General features: G+C 46.6%; 16 protein-coding genes. 1 reads left to right on the top strand and 15 read right to left on the bottom strand.

Annotated elements, in window-relative coordinates:
- The first annotated feature begins 511 nt into the window (after nucleotides 1-511).
- A complete protein-coding gene (locus N5K27_RS26500) occupies nucleotides 512-2317 on the top strand; it encodes a hypothetical protein (protein WP_279820460.1) in 1806 nt (601 codons plus the stop codon).
- 36 nt (nucleotides 2318-2353) lie between these two features.
- Here the strand turns inward: N5K27_RS26500 and N5K27_RS26495 are convergent, their stop codons facing one another.
- The 15 genes from N5K27_RS26495 to N5K27_RS26425 all read right to left on the bottom strand — a co-directional run bounded on the left by N5K27_RS26495 (nucleotide 2354) and on the right by N5K27_RS26425 (nucleotide 17923).
- On the bottom strand, nucleotides 2354-2974 hold the full coding sequence (locus N5K27_RS26495; RefSeq protein WP_279820458.1) for a sugar transferase: 621 nt from the start codon (nucleotides 2972-2974) through the stop codon (nucleotides 2354-2356).
- A gap of 18 nt (nucleotides 2975-2992) precedes the next feature.
- Entirely contained in the window at nucleotides 2993-3571 is a 579-nt protein-coding gene (locus tag N5K27_RS26490; protein WP_279820456.1) for an acyltransferase, read from the bottom strand.
- 45 nt (nucleotides 3572-3616) lie between these two features.
- Nucleotides 3617-4450, bottom strand: coding sequence for an SDR family oxidoreductase (locus N5K27_RS26485; protein ID WP_279820453.1), 834 nt, complete (start codon nucleotides 4448-4450; stop codon nucleotides 3617-3619).
- Between the two features lie 2 nt (nucleotides 4451-4452).
- Nucleotides 4453-5160, bottom strand: coding sequence for an acylneuraminate cytidylyltransferase family protein (locus N5K27_RS26480; RefSeq protein ID WP_279820450.1), 708 nt, complete (start codon nucleotides 5158-5160; stop codon nucleotides 4453-4455).
- The gene (locus tag N5K27_RS26475; RefSeq protein ID WP_279820447.1) at nucleotides 5150-6070 is read right to left on the bottom strand and encodes a Gfo/Idh/MocA family oxidoreductase; all 921 of its coding nucleotides are present in this window, start codon (nucleotides 6068-6070) and stop codon (nucleotides 5150-5152) included. The genes N5K27_RS26480 and N5K27_RS26475 overlap by 11 nt, the downstream gene beginning before the upstream one ends.
- A 23-nt stretch (nucleotides 6071-6093) precedes the next feature.
- Nucleotides 6094-7134, bottom strand: a complete 1041-nt coding sequence (locus tag N5K27_RS26470) for a hypothetical protein (protein WP_279820444.1) — start codon at nucleotides 7132-7134, stop codon at nucleotides 6094-6096.
- Nucleotides 7135-7338: 204 nt separating this feature from the next.
- Nucleotides 7339-8472: a UDP-N-acetylglucosamine 2-epimerase gene (neuC, locus tag N5K27_RS26465; protein WP_279820441.1), complete on the bottom strand. Its 1134-nt coding sequence runs from the start codon at nucleotides 8470-8472 to the stop codon at nucleotides 7339-7341.
- 17 nt (nucleotides 8473-8489) lie between these two features.
- Nucleotides 8490-9119, bottom strand: coding sequence for a NeuD/PglB/VioB family sugar acetyltransferase (locus N5K27_RS26460; protein ID WP_279820438.1), 630 nt, complete (start codon nucleotides 9117-9119; stop codon nucleotides 8490-8492).
- Nucleotides 9109-10155, bottom strand: coding sequence for an N-acetylneuraminate synthase family protein (locus N5K27_RS26455; RefSeq protein ID WP_279820435.1), 1047 nt, complete (start codon nucleotides 10153-10155; stop codon nucleotides 9109-9111). Before N5K27_RS26455 ends, N5K27_RS26460 begins: the two co-directional genes overlap by 11 nt.
- Complete coding sequence (locus N5K27_RS26450) at nucleotides 10145-11059, bottom strand: aldolase/citrate lyase family protein (RefSeq protein ID WP_279820432.1); 915 nt, start codon at nucleotides 11057-11059, stop codon at nucleotides 10145-10147. The genes N5K27_RS26455 and N5K27_RS26450 overlap by 11 nt, the downstream gene beginning before the upstream one ends.
- A 1-nt stretch (nucleotide 11060) precedes the next feature.
- Entirely contained in the window at nucleotides 11061-12893 is a 1833-nt protein-coding gene (asnB, locus tag N5K27_RS26445; RefSeq protein ID WP_279820430.1) for an asparagine synthase (glutamine-hydrolyzing), read from the bottom strand.
- Nucleotides 12893-14374: an aminotransferase class I/II-fold pyridoxal phosphate-dependent enzyme gene (locus N5K27_RS26440; protein WP_279820428.1), complete on the bottom strand. Its 1482-nt coding sequence runs from the start codon at nucleotides 14372-14374 to the stop codon at nucleotides 12893-12895. The genes asnB and N5K27_RS26440 overlap by 1 nt, the downstream gene beginning before the upstream one ends.
- 3 nt (nucleotides 14375-14377) lie before the next feature.
- Nucleotides 14378-15187 carry a hypothetical protein gene (locus N5K27_RS26435; RefSeq protein WP_279820425.1) on the bottom strand — a complete coding sequence of 270 codons (810 nt, stop codon included), beginning with the start codon at nucleotides 15185-15187 and terminating at the stop codon, nucleotides 14378-14380.
- Between the two features lie 388 nt (nucleotides 15188-15575).
- Nucleotides 15576-16667, bottom strand: coding sequence for a glycosyltransferase (locus N5K27_RS26430; RefSeq protein ID WP_279820422.1), 1092 nt, complete (start codon nucleotides 16665-16667; stop codon nucleotides 15576-15578).
- Nucleotides 16664-17923: a hypothetical protein gene (locus N5K27_RS26425; protein ID WP_279820420.1), complete on the bottom strand. Its 1260-nt coding sequence runs from the start codon at nucleotides 17921-17923 to the stop codon at nucleotides 16664-16666. The genes N5K27_RS26430 and N5K27_RS26425 overlap by 4 nt, the downstream gene beginning before the upstream one ends.
- Nucleotides 17924-18127: the final 204 nt, after the last annotated feature.

Below are 18127 nucleotides of genomic sequence, written 5' to 3'. Positions count from 1 at the left end.
GCAGTCATAGGTAATGGGTTAAATTTGCCTGGACAATCCTTGATTTCGTGGCATTGCACTGCACTAGAGTAGTGGGAAATGTATCAGACGTGCTTTTCCGCCGACATCTGTCTGTGCTAGCTACTTTTCCTTTCTAAGCTGCGTAGCCGTCGAGCTTCCGACCGCTCCATCTGTCGGCTTTGGTGCCCCGTTTGTACTAGACCGCCGGGCCGATAGGTTGCGTTAGCGTCAACCCCCGGCCTTCCTGATGGGGGTCTCGACCCGTTTTAAGAGCTCGATGGTCCGTCTTAGTTACCCTCATATTTGCCATTCCTTTACTCGAGTTCCCTTTTACTACCTTAAGGTTAGTAATATGGATGAAAAGCTTGGTACGACTTAAAGTCTGTCCTGCTTATGATGGTTGGAAACTTTTAAACCGCATTCAAGTCTATGTAATGCCGGCAGAATAAGTAATAGTTCGGGTCCCTTTTGCCGGTGAATTCATTACGGTGAATCTATGGATACGAAAAACATGAAACGACGCAGTTTTCTTTCCCGATTCACCGCTGCGATCTCTGCGGCTGGTGGAATTGCGTCCCAGAGCTCTGCGCAAGACAGGTCGACTCTTCAAGAGGGTTTAAGCCCACAAAGTTTGGGGACCCTGAAGCGAAACGGTGTTGGGGCAATAACCCGGAGTGTACAAAGTAGGCTTTTGGATCTTCCTGCTACTCCAGAGGATTATTCAGGGGGAGATGTAGATGAAATCGATAATACAGCTGCATTAAATGAATTATATGCAGCAAATCCAACGGCAGTTTATTATCCAGGAAAATTCTACCGAGTGAAGGGTAATTTTCCGCGACTCAATATTCCGCATAGCGGGCCTGGGGCGTGGAGCGTGGACGGGCAGGTAGTCTACGTGGATACCGCAGAAACCCACGGCCCTGCAACCATATATGTTGACGCATCTATCGGCGATGATATTAAAAATCACGGCCTTTCCGCGCGCTACCCTTTTGCTACGCTACAACGTGCTTTTGATAGTCTACCAGCGATAATTCGGCACCAGCAAACCATAGTTCTTGCTGAGGGTGTCTATAACAAATCGAGCCGCCCCGTGGATTCTATGCCCCGTCCCTCTATTTTTTATCCTCAGGGAAAGGTGACCAGTGCTCGAACAGCTCAGAAAGGAGATTTCTTGATAGGTATGGTTGTAATAAGAGGGCAGGGGGTAGCAAAAACGTTTATTGAGCCAAACCCTTCGGCCGGATATGTATACGGGCCATATATCTCCGCCGGCACGGAAATCGCGTTGGAAGACCTTACAGTGAGATCAACAGAAAAAAATAACGTGGGAGCTCTTCTTACATCACATCGCAATGCATATGTTCATATTAGGCGAGTAGCCATAGAGTCGAGTTCGTTACCAATGGGGGTTGTTTGTGAAGCTGGTGGATTTGTTGAAGCGATCGACTGTAGCTTTACCGGCGCGACAAGCTATGATCTTATCGTATATGCAGGTAGCGGAGTTTCAATCGCAGCTGTACAGGGTGAAAGCAATATTGGGAAGGCCCTCGTCGCAGGCAACTGTGATCTAGTTACCGGAGCGAAATTCACAGGCACAACCTTGGTTGCATCCACTGGAAAACTAAATCTAACGGGTAGAGAAACTAAACGAACCACTGTTTTAGGCGACTTGCTAGTCGACCCCGGGGGTACGGTTAATGGCGCTTATGTGGATATAGCTGGAAATGTCATTAGCCGTGGTGGAGAGATTCGTTTGTCCGCTAGCGCTTGGTCAAAAACGATAACCATGTTCGGTGGTGTAATTAGGCTCGATGGTGCGAAATCTTATCTCGCATCAGCAAACCGCTCTGAAGTTAGTCGCCCACTAGTTTTACGCAATGGAGCGGAATTGATATATGAGACTACATTGCAACTAAGGAATAACGAAGGGCTTGCGAAAGGAATAGATTACGGAGTGCAGCGCATTGTTGCTGATAGCGATGGTTACAGTATCCCTCTTTTTCTGCAGGGACGAACTACTGTGTTAGCGGTGGGGGTGTCAGGCGCCAAAACTGATGGAGTAACAAAATGTACTCTTGGTAAAGTTCAGAATCTAGCCCGAGAAATACAGCCTCCAGAAGGTGCTATTTTGTATTTAATGCCTCTGGCTGTTGGAGTCGCCGGTATTGAGCTTGTTAACGGCGAAACGGCAATTATCCCTAGTGGATCAGTAAAAATCGGAGGGCAAGAAGGAGAGTATGCTGGGGCGACTCTAGTTTACTCTGCATTGGCTTCTCGATGGATGCTGATTGGTCTGGGGCCAAAAAATTAAACTGCGATTGGGTTCATTGCGGTATGAAGGCTATACCTAGTTCCCCGTCCGCTTAAGTACCTTTAAAAAGGTAAGGGTGAGTGTTTTGATATAGATAACAAAGCTCGGCCTGTCAAGCCAAAGCAATTCTAACTCAGTACGTTTATCAAGAGTTGCTGTGTCTGATTTGAGCTGTGCAAGCCCTGTGATGCCTGGTCTGAGTTGGTGCCGTCGCTGCCAATACTCTGGAGAATAATCGACTTCTTGCACAGGTGTATCTGGCCTGACTCCGACCAATGACATGTTGCCTTGCAAAACATTCAACAATTGAGGCATTTCATCGAGATGAGATGCCCGTAGAAGCTTTCCCATCCTCGTAATTCTGGGATCGTTGTCACGAGTTGTCTTGAAGCGTGCCCGAGCTGCTAGCATTTCTTCTCTTGTAAGCGTCGTGACTGTGCCTTGATAAGTTTGGGGCTCTATACGCATCGAGCGAAATTTATAAATCTTAAATATTTTGGAGTTCTGTCCAACTCTGGCTTGGCGAAAAAAAATAGGGCCGCGATCTTCAAGCCAAATAAATAGGCCGATGACCAACATCGGGATAAAAAGAACAACTAAGCCGAGTAAGGATAATAAAATATCGGCGAAGCGAATTAAAATTTTGTCTATCATCATGGTCTAAAAAAGAAGAGGCTAACTAAGTTGCGCACTCGAATGCTCGATATTCCGTAGAATGCGCGCAGGAATGCCTCCAACTACAGAATATGGAGGCACATCCTTAGTAACTACACTTGCCGCTGCAATAACTGCATGGTGTCCTATTTTTGTGCCAGCCAAAACGATAGCGTTAGCACCTATCCAAACATTGCTAGCAATGGAGATGCCGGCCCTATCTTGATCATGACCTTGTTCTGAGATAAGGGTACCTACTTTATCAAAGTTATGATTTGAGCTTATCAGATGAACTCCACTGCCAATTAGGACGTCATCACCAATGTCTATAGGTGCGAAAGATGCGGCCATTAACATTGTATTCGGTCTTATTGTAACGTTTTTACCGATGCTAATATAGTTAGTGTTGACTAGATAAGCATATGGGCGAATTTCGCTGCCACTCCCAAATGCCTTTAACTTTGCTTGTGCTAATTTTCTCCCAAGAGTAGGAAAATAAAGCTTCCAATGAGTCAAAGGGACATCAGGGCCGATGCGATCGCAAGAATGCCAATATCTCAGTCTCTTGGTGAAAGAAAAAATTATGTCAAAGAAAAACATATACGTTTCTCGAAGGTCATGATATTACATCATTTTTTAAAAAAACTACCAAGCGCTGAGGCCGCCATCAATAACAATATTCTGACCAGTAACGTAACGGGAGGCATCCGACGCTAAAAAAATCAGTGCTCCGACCATTTCTGCGGGCTGCGCCATTCTACCTAATGGAACTCGAGCGCTATACCGATCCTCGAAAATTTTGTTCTGTCCGCTAGAAACACCGCCCGGTGTAAGTGTATTAACTCTCACACCCTCTTTTCCCCAATACGTGGCAAGATATTTTGTTAATCCAACAATTCCTGCCTTCGATGCACTATAAACCGGCGGGGTGTTAATAGGGCGGCCGTTGTAGCGAGATCCTTCGTAAATCCTCTGATCGGGACCCATAATTCCATAGATCGATGCTGTTTGAATGATGGAGCCTGAGCCCCGAGCTGCCATTCTCGTTCCGAACTCACGTGCTACGAAGAACGCTGCGTCCAAATTTACACTCATAATCTCTCTCCATGTCTCTAGGGAGAATTGAGCCACTGGACTAAAGAATTCATCTAAATTGCTACCCTTCGTAGCAGCGTTGTTGTGAAGAATATCTACAGGGCCGAGTTCAGCCTCAATTTCGTCTGCGAGAATAGAAAGGCCTTCAATACTTGAAATATCACGCTCGTAACCACGCACATTGACTGAAAACTGAGAGCTAAGCCAGGCAGCCATCTCAATAACATCTTTGCTTTGGTCAACCAGAGCTATATCAGCTCCATGATCTGCCAGCGCTGCGCAAAACCAACGTCCCAATATCCCTGTCGCTCCAGTAACTACGGCGACTTTGTTGCGAAGAATAAAGGAGTTTCGGCTCCAATTCGCTTGTATGGAGGGAATCATTCTTATTCCTTCGGTAATTGCTTCTTCATCAGCATTTCGACAATCTCGAAATCAAGCTCCGAATCTATATCTATGGAGCGATGCTCCGGCATCTCATAAATGGTTGTATCTTCGTAGAAAACTTGAGGCTTCATCATGAAAGCATCACGTTTCCAAACATATATGGAAGCATTCATATCAAAACATGCTGGTGCATCCTGCCTACGTAGGATAGGTTGAGCAAGTCGCTTTGATAGTATGACGTGGCCGGAAGGAGATTTTTCGACAAGATTAAAATATGGCGAACGTCTAGCTCTAGCCCCGGTGATCACGTTTGTGACCCTACTTTTCTCCAAAAGCTGAACAGCTTCAATAATATCTGTAGTGAGGCGCAGTGGTGAAGTAACGTCTAAATCAATAATTAAGTCAGCGGTTTTGCCTAGAAAACCCTCGCTTTGCTCTACGCAATGCCGAATGGCTGGCAACTTGCCCGCAGTGTCGCTAGCTAACTCAACTGGTCGTTGGACACAGTAATCTGCCCCGTTCTGCCGTGCGACGTCCAAAACGAGAGGAGAATCACTGCTCACCGCGATAAGATCAAAAAGTTGTGATTTCCTTGCTTGCTCAATTGTCCATGCAATTAAGGGTTTTCCGCAAATACTTCGAATATTCTTGCCCGGGACGCCTTTTGAGCCTCCGCGGGCACAAATAGTACATATTCTAGTGGTCATTTTTTACCCAGACTCCTTGTGTCGCTGCCTGTTCGATAGCTGCGATCAACCTATTTACGCTGACTGCCTCTTCAACACTACAGATGGTACTCATGTCATTCGCAAGCATTGCTCGGTGCATTTGCTCATATGTGTAGTCTCTGTCGACTTGCATGGAATGAACGTCGAATGAATCCATTAGTTCGCAAGAAATAAAATCAGCCTTTAGCGTGGAGCGCTCTGTGGTCGCTACAATCTCCCGGCGAGGAGGTTGATCTAAGTAATTTAGGCGTACAACTACCTCTGCCCCGGACTCAAGTTCTATTAGAATAGACCAAGACTCATCTGCTGTGATATTAAGCACCCCGTAGTTTCCCCCAAGCGCAGTTAAGCGCTTCCAAGGGCCAGCAATCCAACTCAAATAATCTAGCTCATGGCTCAAATCTCGCAATACTCCGCCTCCGTTCTCGACGCTCGCTGAGTAAGTGGATCGATAATCTCGATCCGCGCGCCACGTCGATAGCAGTTGACCGCAGGCTATCGAGAGACTGACTAGCCGGTCCGCAAGGAGTTTTTCGCGCATTGCTGCCAACAGCGGATGAAAGCGAAGATTGTAGGCTACTGCAAAGGCGGAAAATTCATTTTGGGGAATTATTGTCGGATGAGTCGACAGAGGTTTTTCTACGAGTACCTTTCCCTTGAAATTGAGACTGGCTAAAGTCTCTATTGATTCAATGTGAGATGCTGTGGCGTTTGAAATGATCACATAAGAGGGTGCATGCTCGTCAAGCGCTTGTTGAATATTTTTATATGCTCGCGGAACCTCAATGTTTCGCGTAGAAACTACTCCGACACTGCAGGACAGGCTATTCAATATGCGAGAATGTCGCTGGCCGATGGAGCCGTAGCCCCAAACTAAGACATGTTCCATGGTTTATACAAGGCCCGTAAACTCTATCTCGTACCAATCTCATAAATGAGATCTACAATGGCTTGCGTAGCGGTTCCCGGTTCTGGCATATCCTCACTCCGAAGAGGGGAGCTATAGGCCTTCGCTTTTAGTATTGCTATGGCTTCTTTTATGGACGACGCGGCCTTCGCTAAGCCATATTGAGGATAGACGGCTTCTTTGGCAAAGCCCACACATATTACAGGTAATCCATAAAGAGCCGCCTGTAGTCCCATTGTGCTCAGTTCGACACATACAATATCGGAGATCACAAGAGCGTCGCGAGGAGAAAACCCGGGGTCAAGAAAACCTTTCTCGGCTCCAGCTGGCAAGCTGTAGGGAGCATTAGGATGGGGGCGAAGCATATATGAGAAGCTCGGCTGGTCAGCACACAGTTCCTCGAATGCAGCCGAGACTTGAGATGGAGATAGAAGCTGTTTCGAATAAAGGGGGGTTGACGTTACCGCTGGGGATGGCCAAAGAATAAGTTTGCTGTTTTTGCCAATCTTCAGCTGTGTACGAAGTTCCGCACGCCTTTTCTGATCCTCGGGGAGCGGGCTCAAGGAGTCGAATGCTGGATTCCCTGTAATATGGATTTCTGTTCCACGCAATCCGGCATTGTAAAGATCGTCTGCGACCTGCCTATTTAGTACAGTCAGGTGTTCAGCATAACCCCCCTCAAGAATCCATTCTCGCTCGTTTAGCAAAAAAAGATCAGAAACCGCAATTGAAGGAATGCCTAATCTCCTAGCGGCCTTTAAGAGTGCATGTTCGAAACGAGGGCTAGTAGTAGTAACTACGCAATCCGGAGCGGTCCGAGTAAGGAATTCCTCCATCGCACGTACCGGCTTGAAGGCCTTCCTGCCAAGGCTGTCCAAAAGTTTTCTTGCTTCTAGAAATCCGTGCTCGCGGACGAGATCAAAAAAACCAATTTTAAAATATGCTTCGGTTTCTCGTGGAAGAATATTTGGGTGTTGCTGATCTTGTAAAAATGAACTCAAATATGGAATTATGCCGGAGTAAACCTCGGTATCGGGATTTTCCATGCAAAGAATCGAATTTGGGCTCAAGCCATTCTTGGTAAAGAAATCTCGTGCTGTAGTGAAACCCACAAGATACGGCTCAGCCCCGCGGGCAATTAAAGCATGAGTAAGCGCAGCTATAATTTGCGCATGCCCCCCACCGTACGATGCCAATAGTGGTTTAAATGGTTTCTTAATTCCCGCAGTGTGCATACAGTTCCGCTACCATTAGTATGCGTTGCATTTGAGCAAAATCTCGGGTTGCAATGATATATGATCTAGGGCAGCGAGAAGGCGGGCGTCGGCGGTCCCATCCCCGTACACGTTCTTCTGTTCCGGCGAGGAGTGAAGAGCATGAACTATCGCGGCGTTAATAGCACTCACGTTGACGTCAGAACAGTCAAAAGTATTAGCCAAGTTCCGCTGCCGATTGTTTTGCCTATTGCCCACATTTACAAAAGGTGTCCCAAAAGTGCCCGATTCGATGATTCCGGAAGAGGTATTGCCTATAAGTAAGTCTACTCCTGCCAGTGTCTTACAGTAATCAGTCCGTGGCAAATGAGCCAATACTCGAACATTAGGTTGAGAGTTTATGCTGTCAAGGAATTTGTCTATTGCTTGACCGCCAGCATCGGAGTTGGGCCTCAAGATGATCTGCGAAAGCCCGTTCATCGTGGATGCCTCGAGTATTGCCTTGATATGCTCCGCTGAATGCTCCGCTTCTTGAACTACCGGGTGGTAAATCACAAGGGCAATTGGCCTATCCTCAGGAAGGTTGAACTGTCTTGCCACAGTCTTTCGATCACAGTCTCCGGCCAGAGAGGTGATACCCACAAGCCCCGGTGCGCCAATAACATATATATGGTCGGAATTTTCTCCCATCCGTACCAAACGTTCAGCAGACTCGATGGTCGCTGGAAAGTGAAAATGGCTTAACTTGGATATTGCATGGCGAAAACTTTCATCTAGGGTACCGGACCGCTCGCCTCCGTGAATATGGCCAATATGTATTCCGAGATGGACAGCCGCAAGTGCTCCAGCAAGCATTTCACCTCGATCTCCCAGAAGCAAGATCATGTCCGGTCGGTTTTTTTCCCAGCAATGGATAAGCCCTTTCAACTCTGTAGCTAAGGCCAAAGCCATTTCGGCGCCACTAGCCCCGGTTAAATGTACCGGGATTTCAGCAGCAATTTCAAACTTTTCCGCACGTATTTCGTCAATTGTTGAGCCGTATTTTGAAAGCATGTGTTGCCCGGTCGCAACTATTTGGATGTTATGTCGCTTGCTTTTATTTATTGTGTGAAGACAAGCAGACATAAGACCAAAATCAGCTCTACTGCCACTGAGGTAATGAATTAACATGGCTTTCGTTCGTCTTTCTAGGGCCGGCAGTTAGAAGGAACGCGACGTGCAGGAGCTCCTATATATACTCCTGGTACGAGGATATCCTCTGTAACAACAGCGCCTGCACCAATAACTGTTTTATCCGCCACAACAACGGATGGTAGAATTGTGGCGTTTGCACCAAGCAGAACGGCTCGACCTAAACGCACGCCTCCGGCAATTACGCTACCAGGGGCAAGATGGGAAAAATCTCCTACTTCGCAATCGTGTTCAACAATAGCGCCGCTATTGACTATCACACCTTTTCCGATCCGACTGTCACGGTTTATCAAAGCTCCTGCAAGGATCATGCTTCCTGCCCCAGGAGTATCAGAAAAATACCGCTCGGGTTCCGCAATAAAATAAGATAAATTCAAACCGATTGCCTGTGCTTCAGTTTGAAGTCGTTCTCGAATGTCGTTGGCTCCTATGGTAATTAGGACGCTCGCAGCGATACTCGTGTCGATGGTCGAATAAACCACGGGAATCCCAATTACCGAACTGCCAATGGGAATCCCTGCGTCTCCAAATAGTAATTGGCAATCTTTTTTTCTGCTTAGCTGAGAGGCTACTACTTTTCCATGCCCCCCGGCGCCGAATAGGCAAATCGTCTCCTTATCGGACATCTGCCAACTCCAACAATGTATTTGACCGTACCGCCCTGGTGAGAGGAAGGCCGACTATTAGATCAATCTTGTCAGGGCTTACGCCTGTACCAGGCCGTTTCGCGCATAGGTCTTCTTCGGTCAGGATATGCCCTGGAGCTAGATCGTGTCGGTAGACTAGACTCTTTCGAGCTACAGATTTAATTTGCTGCTCGTCGACGACCGCGCGCTTTATTCCATCTCCTAGGCCTAATTCGAGTTTTCGCAAAATATCAACCATGTGGCGAAAATCTTTTGGTTCTATGGACGCGCGATGATCGGGGCCGGGCAATCCCTGATCTAGAGTAAAGTGTTTTTCGAGAACAGACATTCCTAGTGAGCGTGCGGCTAATGCGGCATATGGACCGATTGTATGATCAGAAAACCCAACAGGACAACCGAATGCGGCTTGCAGTGCTGGTAACACCCGCAGGTTCTGGTCCTCAAGACGTGCTGGATAATTGGATACGCATTGCAGAATCACAATATCATTGTTTGGCAACTGTTCTACGGCTGTAGCGATTTCTTTAATGCTTCCCATTCCTGTAGAAAGGAGAACTGGTAGCTTGGTTTTTGCCGCTTGTCGGAGAAGGGGCAAGTTAGTAATTTCTCCCGAAGGCCATTTCAAGCACGTTGGAGAGAGAGAGGCTACAAAATCAAGACTCAGCGGATCGAATGCGGTAGACATGAAATCAATGTCAACCGTGATGCAATGTTCCTTCAGTTCTTTAAAGGCCTCGAACGGTAATTCGAGACCTTTGAGCATTTCGTACTGACTACCGGCACCTGTGGTTTCGGTTTGATAGGCAGCCTTGCCGGTGCCTTGTAGTATTAAATCTTCTGTCCGAAACGTCTGGAATTTGACGGCATCTGCCCCAGCCTCCTTTGCGGCGTCAATCAAGCGATGTGCCAGGTCGACACTGCCATTATGATTCACTCCTATTTCTGCAATGATATAAGTTGGTTGATTCGCCCCAACTTGTCGTCCTCCGAGCTTGATCATTGGTTCAGAGTTCATGGCCTTTTTCCTTTCTTTGCATGCTCTCTATGCAGATTTTCTGAATTCTTTGAATAAGCTCGTTTCGATTATTCTGAAGCTCCACATATGGCTTCCTTCGGTAATTTTGATAGATTTCCTGAAGTAAGGTTATTTCGCGTGGAAAGTCAATGTTGCGATGAAGCTCAGTAATGGTCTGCGATTTTCGATGAAAAGTTCGAGACAAAATCGCTGCGTCCGAACCTAACCGAACATGCTCCCCGAGCAGATATTCTGGGGAGATCATCCCTTCTCCCGCTCGGGCCAGACCTCCAATGCCAAATTTCACTGAATATTGCCTCATAGCAGCAGCAGATTCTTCTAACAGTCCTTCCGCCAAGGGCTGAAACATGAACGTCATCTTTAGATCTAAATGTAAATCATTTAGTCCGATGTGAAGTCTCTGTAATGGAAGAGTCTCAACAATTCTTGGTAAATTCTGCAAGGCATCTCGTGTTTCTACCAACGGAACGGCCTCAGCTCGACCTGCCAATAGATCAAGAAAATAGGCGATATCGTCAGCTGTACGAAACATCGGGAGCATGACACTATTAGCTCCTCGAGCTAAGACCTCTCGGACTTCAGTAGCGGTATGCTCATGCAAAGGGTTAATCCGGACTAATAGGTGAGCATCGGGGACTGCTGCGCGAATACGCGACACGTCATCGAGCGTTTGTTTGCTCTTCCATGTATCAAGATTCTTTTGTCGAAGGTCTTTGCCGAGATATTCCAAGTCAACAAAAAGTCTATGAACTCCGTTCGCACTCACAAATTTAGCGATTTCACTATCGCTAACAATCATGAAGAATTGCATTTCTGCTGCTGCCGAGCCAATCTGAGACGAAGATCGAACGCGTTGATTCCCCTCTGGAGTGCGAGCTGACATGTCATGCACCCTGCACCGGTTCAATTGCTCTAGAGATCATTTCGTGATCAGAGTCAATAAATAGTCGAGACCAAATTTCAAGAGAAATTAGAGCGCGCAGTTGACGTGTATGGTTCTCTTTGCCAGCGAGATGGGCTTCGACCATTGCACGTACCGCCTGAATATTAAATAATTTTCGCGCTTCAAGACGTCCGTCCAGAAGTATGCTCCGACAATAGTCTGCCAATTCGTTTCGAAACCAATTTCCAATCGGCACTGTAAACATCTGTTTCTTTCTATAAGTCAATTCATTGCCGAGGAGTGGCGCAACCGCAGCTTTATAAATTGCCTTTGTCTCTCCCGAGGCCAGCTTCATATGCCCAGGAATTCGGAAGGCGAACTCTGCAAGTCGATAATCTAGGAAAGGAGACCTGACTTCCAAGGAGTTTGCCATAGCCATACGATCTGGCTTCACCAAATTGTTTCCTGGGAGCAATGCTGCGGTATCACCAAATAATACTTTATTTATCGGGTCTTGATGTGAAACACGATTCATCTCGTGTGTTAGAGCACGATACGGATTTGAATCGTGAAACGCGTCCTTTAGTTCCCCTGCTAGCAATGTAGCGGCTTGATTCTCCATCAGAAGGCCAGAAAATCTGGCGTACTGCGAAACCCAGTTTTGCTCCAAGCTGTCAAGTGACTTGTCTTGAAAGAAATTCAGATATTTTTCATAGCCGGCAAAGAGCTCATCTCCTCCGTCTCCAGTCAGTACCATTTTCACATCTTTCGACGCCATGGCAGAAACTTGATCGGTAGGAATAAACGAAACGTCGCCGTGAGGTTGATCGCAATGCCAGATAAATCTGGGCCAAAGATGAGTCGTGTCGGGCACCATCGATTTTGCCTGATGCAAGGTGCCAAATCGACGAGATGCCATATGAGCAAATCGGGTCTCATCGTAAGCTGGATCATCAAACCCAATCGAGAAGCTCCGGACAGCCTCTGTTTGGTATAGGCTCATGAATGCAACTACAGAACTGCTATCTAATCCCCCAGAAAGAAATGCGCCGAAGGGAGCGTCGGAGCGAAGTCTGATTCTTGTTGCGTCGTCCAAGTAACTTATAATGCCGGCCTTGGCTTCAGCCTCTGTCATTTGGAGGTCAGGTGATATATCCGCTAGATCCCAGTACCGGGTGAGAGTGATACTGCCTGACGCATTAATTTCAGCTACATGGCCAGGGGGGAGATGATGAATGCCTTGAAAGGCAGTATAAGGCTGCGGGATATAGTTTAATGCAAAATATTGCGCTATTGCGTCATGATCGACTTGAACTGGATACCCCGTTGCCAGGATGGCCTTCAATTCAGACGCGAACCATAAGGGTTGCTGAGCAGTCGGCTGAGTAATGTAGAGTGGCTTAACCCCTAACCGGTCTCTATATAGGCGGAGGGTTCTGGAGGTTGCATCATAGATTGCAATGGCAAACATACCATTCAATTTTTCAACAAAGCGGGGCCCCCAGGTTTCGTACGCCCTCAAAATCACTTCGGTATCGCCAGCCGTCGCAAAACGGGCGCCGTGACGACGAAGTTCCTCTCTTAACTCTATGTAATTATAGATTTCGCCGTTTTGTACTACTACGATGCTTTTATCGTTAGAAAAAATAGGCTGGTTACTAGCAGAAGAAAGGTCAACAATGGATAGCCTGCAGTTGCCAAGGGCGCAGGTTGAGTCGCTAAAATGGCCTTTTGCATCAGGACCTCGGTGGCTTATGGAATGTGCCATTGCATCCAATTTGGAAATGGATACTTCGCCCGTTCCGAAAGTGAAGGCTCCAAAAATACCGCACATTATTCAGTTTCCTTCGCAAAATTTTGGATGGCTGTAATCACTCTTTTTTGATCGTCCCAGGTCATATTGCTACCCGATGGGAGGCAGAGCGATTGAAGAAAAAGACGCGAAGATACGATGTCAGTTTCTGAATGAGTTTCTAATGCATAGTCGCTACATAGGGGTTGCATATGCATTGGCTTCCACGCAGGTCTGCTTTCGATGCCATGCGCGCGCAAGTAGCGCATCAATTGATACACGTGCTTATGGACTATATTAGGGTCTAATGTGATAACTGTAAGCCAACGGTTCCCTACTGAGTTTGTAGGATCCGCTTGAAAACTTATGCCAGATGTATTGGACAGCGCATCTCTATATCGTTGGAAGATTAATCGACGCTTATTTACGCGATCTGCCAGCAGCTCTAATTGTCCGAGGCCTATTCCAGCCAGAACGTTTGACATTCGGTAGTTGTAGGCAACTTCCGAATGCTGATAGTGCTCTGCCGTCTCTCTTCCTTGTGTGGATAATTTTCTCGCGTATTGAATGAGATCTACGCTATCGGATACTAAGGCCCCACCACCAGACGTGGTTATTATCTTGTTGCCATTGAACGAGTACGCTGCTAGCAAGCCGTGTGAACCGCTCGGTGCGCCTTGACATGTGGCGCCGAGACTTTCTGCTGCGTCCTCTATAAGAGGAATTTTGTATTGGTTTGAGATAGCCAATAGACTGGCCATGTCGGCAGATTGTCCATAAAGGTGAACAACAATTATGGCTTTGGGCAAAGTTCCGTCCCTCGAGTCTTTTTCCAAACGCCTTGCCAACGCCACGGGAGACATATTCCAGGTTGTCGGTTCACTATCTATCAAAACGGGCACCGCCCGTTCGTAGAGGATCGGCTGCAAGGATGCCGCAAATGTCAGATCTGAGACATAGACGCGATCATTAGGGCTAATGCCGATAACTCGCAGAGCTAAATGAAGTGCAGCGGTTCCTGAGGACAGCGCGAGGGCCGCATTACGGCCAGAGACTTGAGCTAAGGCGCGTTCAAATGCTTCTAAGTTGGGACCCGCGGGGGCGATCCAATTGTCGTCGAACGCCTGTTGTACATACCCAATTTCTGCTAGGCCAATATGTGGTGGAGATAAGAGCAGATTAGGCTGATATTTCTCTCTGCTTACCAGATCTATCGGTCGACAGTTATCGTCAATCATAACAATCGCATTGACGTCAGGATGTGCATTAAATAGATCCTGGAGCGCTGCATCCGTTGCGGGCTGGCGAATCGTTAGCGGAGGGCGCTTTGGGAGTGAACTTATGAGCGTCGCCATTGTGCCTTGGCTCAAGAGCGCTCTTCGTATGTCGCCGTCGGAAACTGTTCTGGTGAGTTTTCCGCTCGCATCAACAGCAAGACATAGTTTGATCGCCGCGGCATTCAGGGTAGAAAGTGCGTCCCGAATAGTTGCATTAGGGCCAATAATTTGCTTTTCTAGCGTCATTTTTTACATCCTATTAGCAGGCGCATTTTCAGAGAGAATCGCTCGAACTTCTCTGCTGTGTGTCAAAATGGGCCGTGGCGCCTTATTGCGAATGGCCATTCCTAATTGCAGACCGAAGAAAAGGAAAATAACGTATGTAATTCGGCTGTCTGTGATTACTGTTTCGATCTGCATCAATGCAAAGAGAAGAACGATTTGGAATTTCAGTCCTTGATCTCTTAGAATGGTGCTCTGCCTAAAAAGCGAATATATTGCTCCGATAAAGCAGAGCAATGCGAGTAATCCATAACTTCCGAGGATGTGGAAAAAAGCATTATGTGCATGATCGACTTCGAGACGAGCGGCGACAAAAGAGGGAAGGGAGTGATTAAGCGTGTTGATAAACTGAGTTTGTCCCGCCGCTATGAAATCTATTCCGTGGGAGGCGAAATAATTAAGTACGGTCGAGTAGAGCGCAAGACGTACTTGATCAGACCAGTTACCGAAAAGCTCTACGCTTGTAGCCCAAAAGTATGCAATGATGGAAATGGCCAATAATGCAAGTATTTTGGAGGCAGAGAGAGATATTGGCTGGCTAAGGAGCAAAAGGGGGAGAAGCAGTAGCAGTGTTCGAGAATCAACCGCCATAGAAAATGCAAACAACAGGCCCATCATTAAAAATCGGAAAAAAAGCTTCTTGTTCTCGACCACTATCAGAGATAAGAAGTAAAGAATGATCGCTGATCCGTTATTATCTGGTGGATAGAGAAGCCCTCTGCTTGCTTCTGAATCCTCCCCTCCCGCCAAGAGGTACCAGCTTGCTACAAGCAACATCAAAAGAAGCGCCAAGCGTTGTATATTTTGAAAGTCTGTTCTAATTCTGGTCCCAGCTAGTAAGCAGCAACCCATTAAAAAGAATTTTGTACTCTCAATGACTTCGCCCTGGGTTGAGGATAAATATGCAGCTATTGCAGAGAATAACGACGTCAGAGTAAGGAGGATAAAAGGCGGGGCTATTTCACGATATACCGACGCTCTTAACCCGAAAATTACTGGTGACGTAGCAGATACGGCCGCCGCTATCGGCGGCGGAGCAAATAGCATCAAGAAGGGGACGACATAGTGCCGGAGCCAAAGTCTAGTTTTCCGCTTGTACCCTAGTCTATGATTCATTTGTATCCAAGCTCCGCGGACTCAGTTGTTGCAGTGATAGTTTTCGTTTTTAATTGAGAAAACCATAAAGATTAATTAGGTCATCAGCCATCTTTTCTTGGGTGAAGCAAGCCAAGGATTTTGTTGCGCCTTTCCAGCCCATCTTTAATCGCATATCTCGGTCAATTGCCAGTTCCCTCATTTTTCTTGCTACGGCTTGGCTATCTAGTCTATTGACGAGATAGCCGGTTTGTTGATCATCTACTACTTCGGGTATTCCCCCGACATCTGCCGCTATGATAGGAAGGCCTCTTCCCGCAGCTTCTGCGAGGACAATGCCGAAGGTTTCCATTTCTGGTAAGTGGATAAAAACATGCGCTGCGTCCAGTTGACGAAACACTTCGCTTGTCGCACCAGTTAGCTGGAAAGATGATTCTAATCCGAGGGAGGCAATGTACGCAGATATATCATTTTTCTTTGGGCCATCTCCCACGAAGATCACTCTAATTGGTGGAGCTTGATCGAGTTCGTAGTACGCGCGCACTGCGTCCACAACTTCCTTGTGTCCTTTTTGGCCGGTAAACATGGCTACACTTACAAAAGTTATTGGTGTAATTTGATCGCGTTGTCCTGTCAGCCTATCAAAATCCGTCTTTGACTTTAGAAGAAAATTTGCGTCGAGAGTAGAATTGTAGACGACACGTATTTTTGATGCATCTACTCCGTAGGAAATGAGCTTGGTTTTTACTGATTGCGAGACTGCAACTAGTTCAAATGGTACGTGTTTTAAGAAGAATTCTTTGCCATTTCCTAGGACGGTGTTGAATATCTTCGCCCTGGTGATTTTTGCAGCAGGATATGCCGCGACTCCGGCGTGAGCGTTAAATGTGTGGATGATAGAGAATTTTTCTCGACTACAGAGCAACGCGAGTTTGAATGCAACGATGGCTGTTGAAAATGCAGAACGGTGTTCTATCGACAATTCTGGAATATGTACATGTTTAAACCCTTGCTGATCTAGCATTGAGATCAATTCACCTCCGCTTGAGGCAAAGACAACATCAATCCCTCGAGAGCGAAGAGAATGAGCACTGGAGAGCATTAGACGTGCTGGACCTGCAAGCTTAAGGTCAGAGCGAACAAAGAGTATTTTTCTTTTCATATTTGTTTGGTGTACGAATATTTACGTAGCGCTACCAAAGATGTAAGTGCGCCCACCACTGCGCTGACGCTGATCGTTGCTAGGATAAGAAGCGCGCTTCGGAAATACAAGCTGATGGCGAGCCCACCAGTTGTGGCTATGAGAATGCTAAATGCTATAGCCTCAATTTTTCGCTGTTGGCCTATCGTCGCGAATGTACGTTGTGTCATCTCTATGATAGGAATAAATACAACCACAGGAAGGAGCGGGATGCTATAGGGTAGCACTTTAAGGATTTCAAATTTTTGGCCATTCAGAATTTTCGAGCTAAATTCAGGGAAGCCCTTGTTGAATAATAAAAGTGCGGCAATTGAAATAGCTAAAGCCGCATTGTTGCGGCTTAGCTTTGCTATTTTTTGAACTGCTCCCCTTCCTTCTGCTGAGATGATTTGGGAAAAGAAACGTGACCCAAAAACAAACCAAACAGACGTGAGGACTAGGAGTGGAATTTTAAGCCCGTAACTGACCAATGAGGCTTCTCCCTCATCCAATTGATTAGCGGCGAGCACCGCCGCTAATAGGCAAAGATTCATTGAGAGCATTGCCGCACCTCCGGCTAGAGTATTTCTTAGGTCAGTAGAGAAGATTGACCGCCTACTTTTCGCCAGCCGCACGATGTCTTTATTCGGCCATATTGGAACTGCGATGCGCGCAAAAATTATCGTTCGAAGAGCAAATGAAATAACGAGCCCAACAGCATAGGACGTGATGTCTAAGTTGAATAGCAGAAGCGACGCAATAAGCGGTAGTGTTATTATGATATTTCCCGAAATGACGGGCGTTTGCTGATTGCGACTCAAGAATATTGCAACTTGGTATTCTGCGATTATTGAGAAGAATACGGTTGCCGGGACGATTGCGGCAATTGCGAGTTGTTCGCCACTCTTCGCTTCATCGGGAACGGCAATTACATATACAAAACTTATTACCCACGCAACGGTGGTAAAGATAAACCCTGTTTTAATGCCGTCGAGCATTGCATATGTGGAAAATTCGCTTTGTTCTATTTTTCTTGATAACGGAGTTAAATTGGTGACAACGCATATCCCGACGGCGCTTGCAAGCAAACTGCAAATGCCGTAAATAACAACAAATGTGTCAAGAGAGGAAGATATCCCGACGTGCTCTAGAAGCGCAATTTCTCTGATTAGCCCCGCTATTTTCGAAACTATTGTGATTAATAGTAGAAAATAGGTCAATTTAAAAAATCGTTTCATCTAGGGCCGTCAAAAAATCGTCGTACAAGGTGCAGCATTTGGCTTCGTGAAAAGGCGACTTTGATGTTAGGCCATTGGGGCGTAATTGGGCCGGTTGGGGTTAGATGCAGAGTCCGAGGGTATTGAGAAATACTTAATTGCTGTAGATTAAGTATTTTTGGCCGAAAACGGAGCGGGCAAGCTACATACTTGCAATCGCGAGGA

It is taken from the genome of Pigmentiphaga sp. GD03639 (genome assembly GCF_029845405.1).
In the GTDB taxonomy this organism is placed as follows: domain Bacteria; phylum Pseudomonadota; class Gammaproteobacteria; order Burkholderiales; family Burkholderiaceae_B; genus Pigmentiphaga; species Pigmentiphaga daeguensis.
The sequence above is the reverse complement of the archived record's forward strand: the minus strand, read 5'-3'. Positions and strand labels throughout refer to the sequence as shown.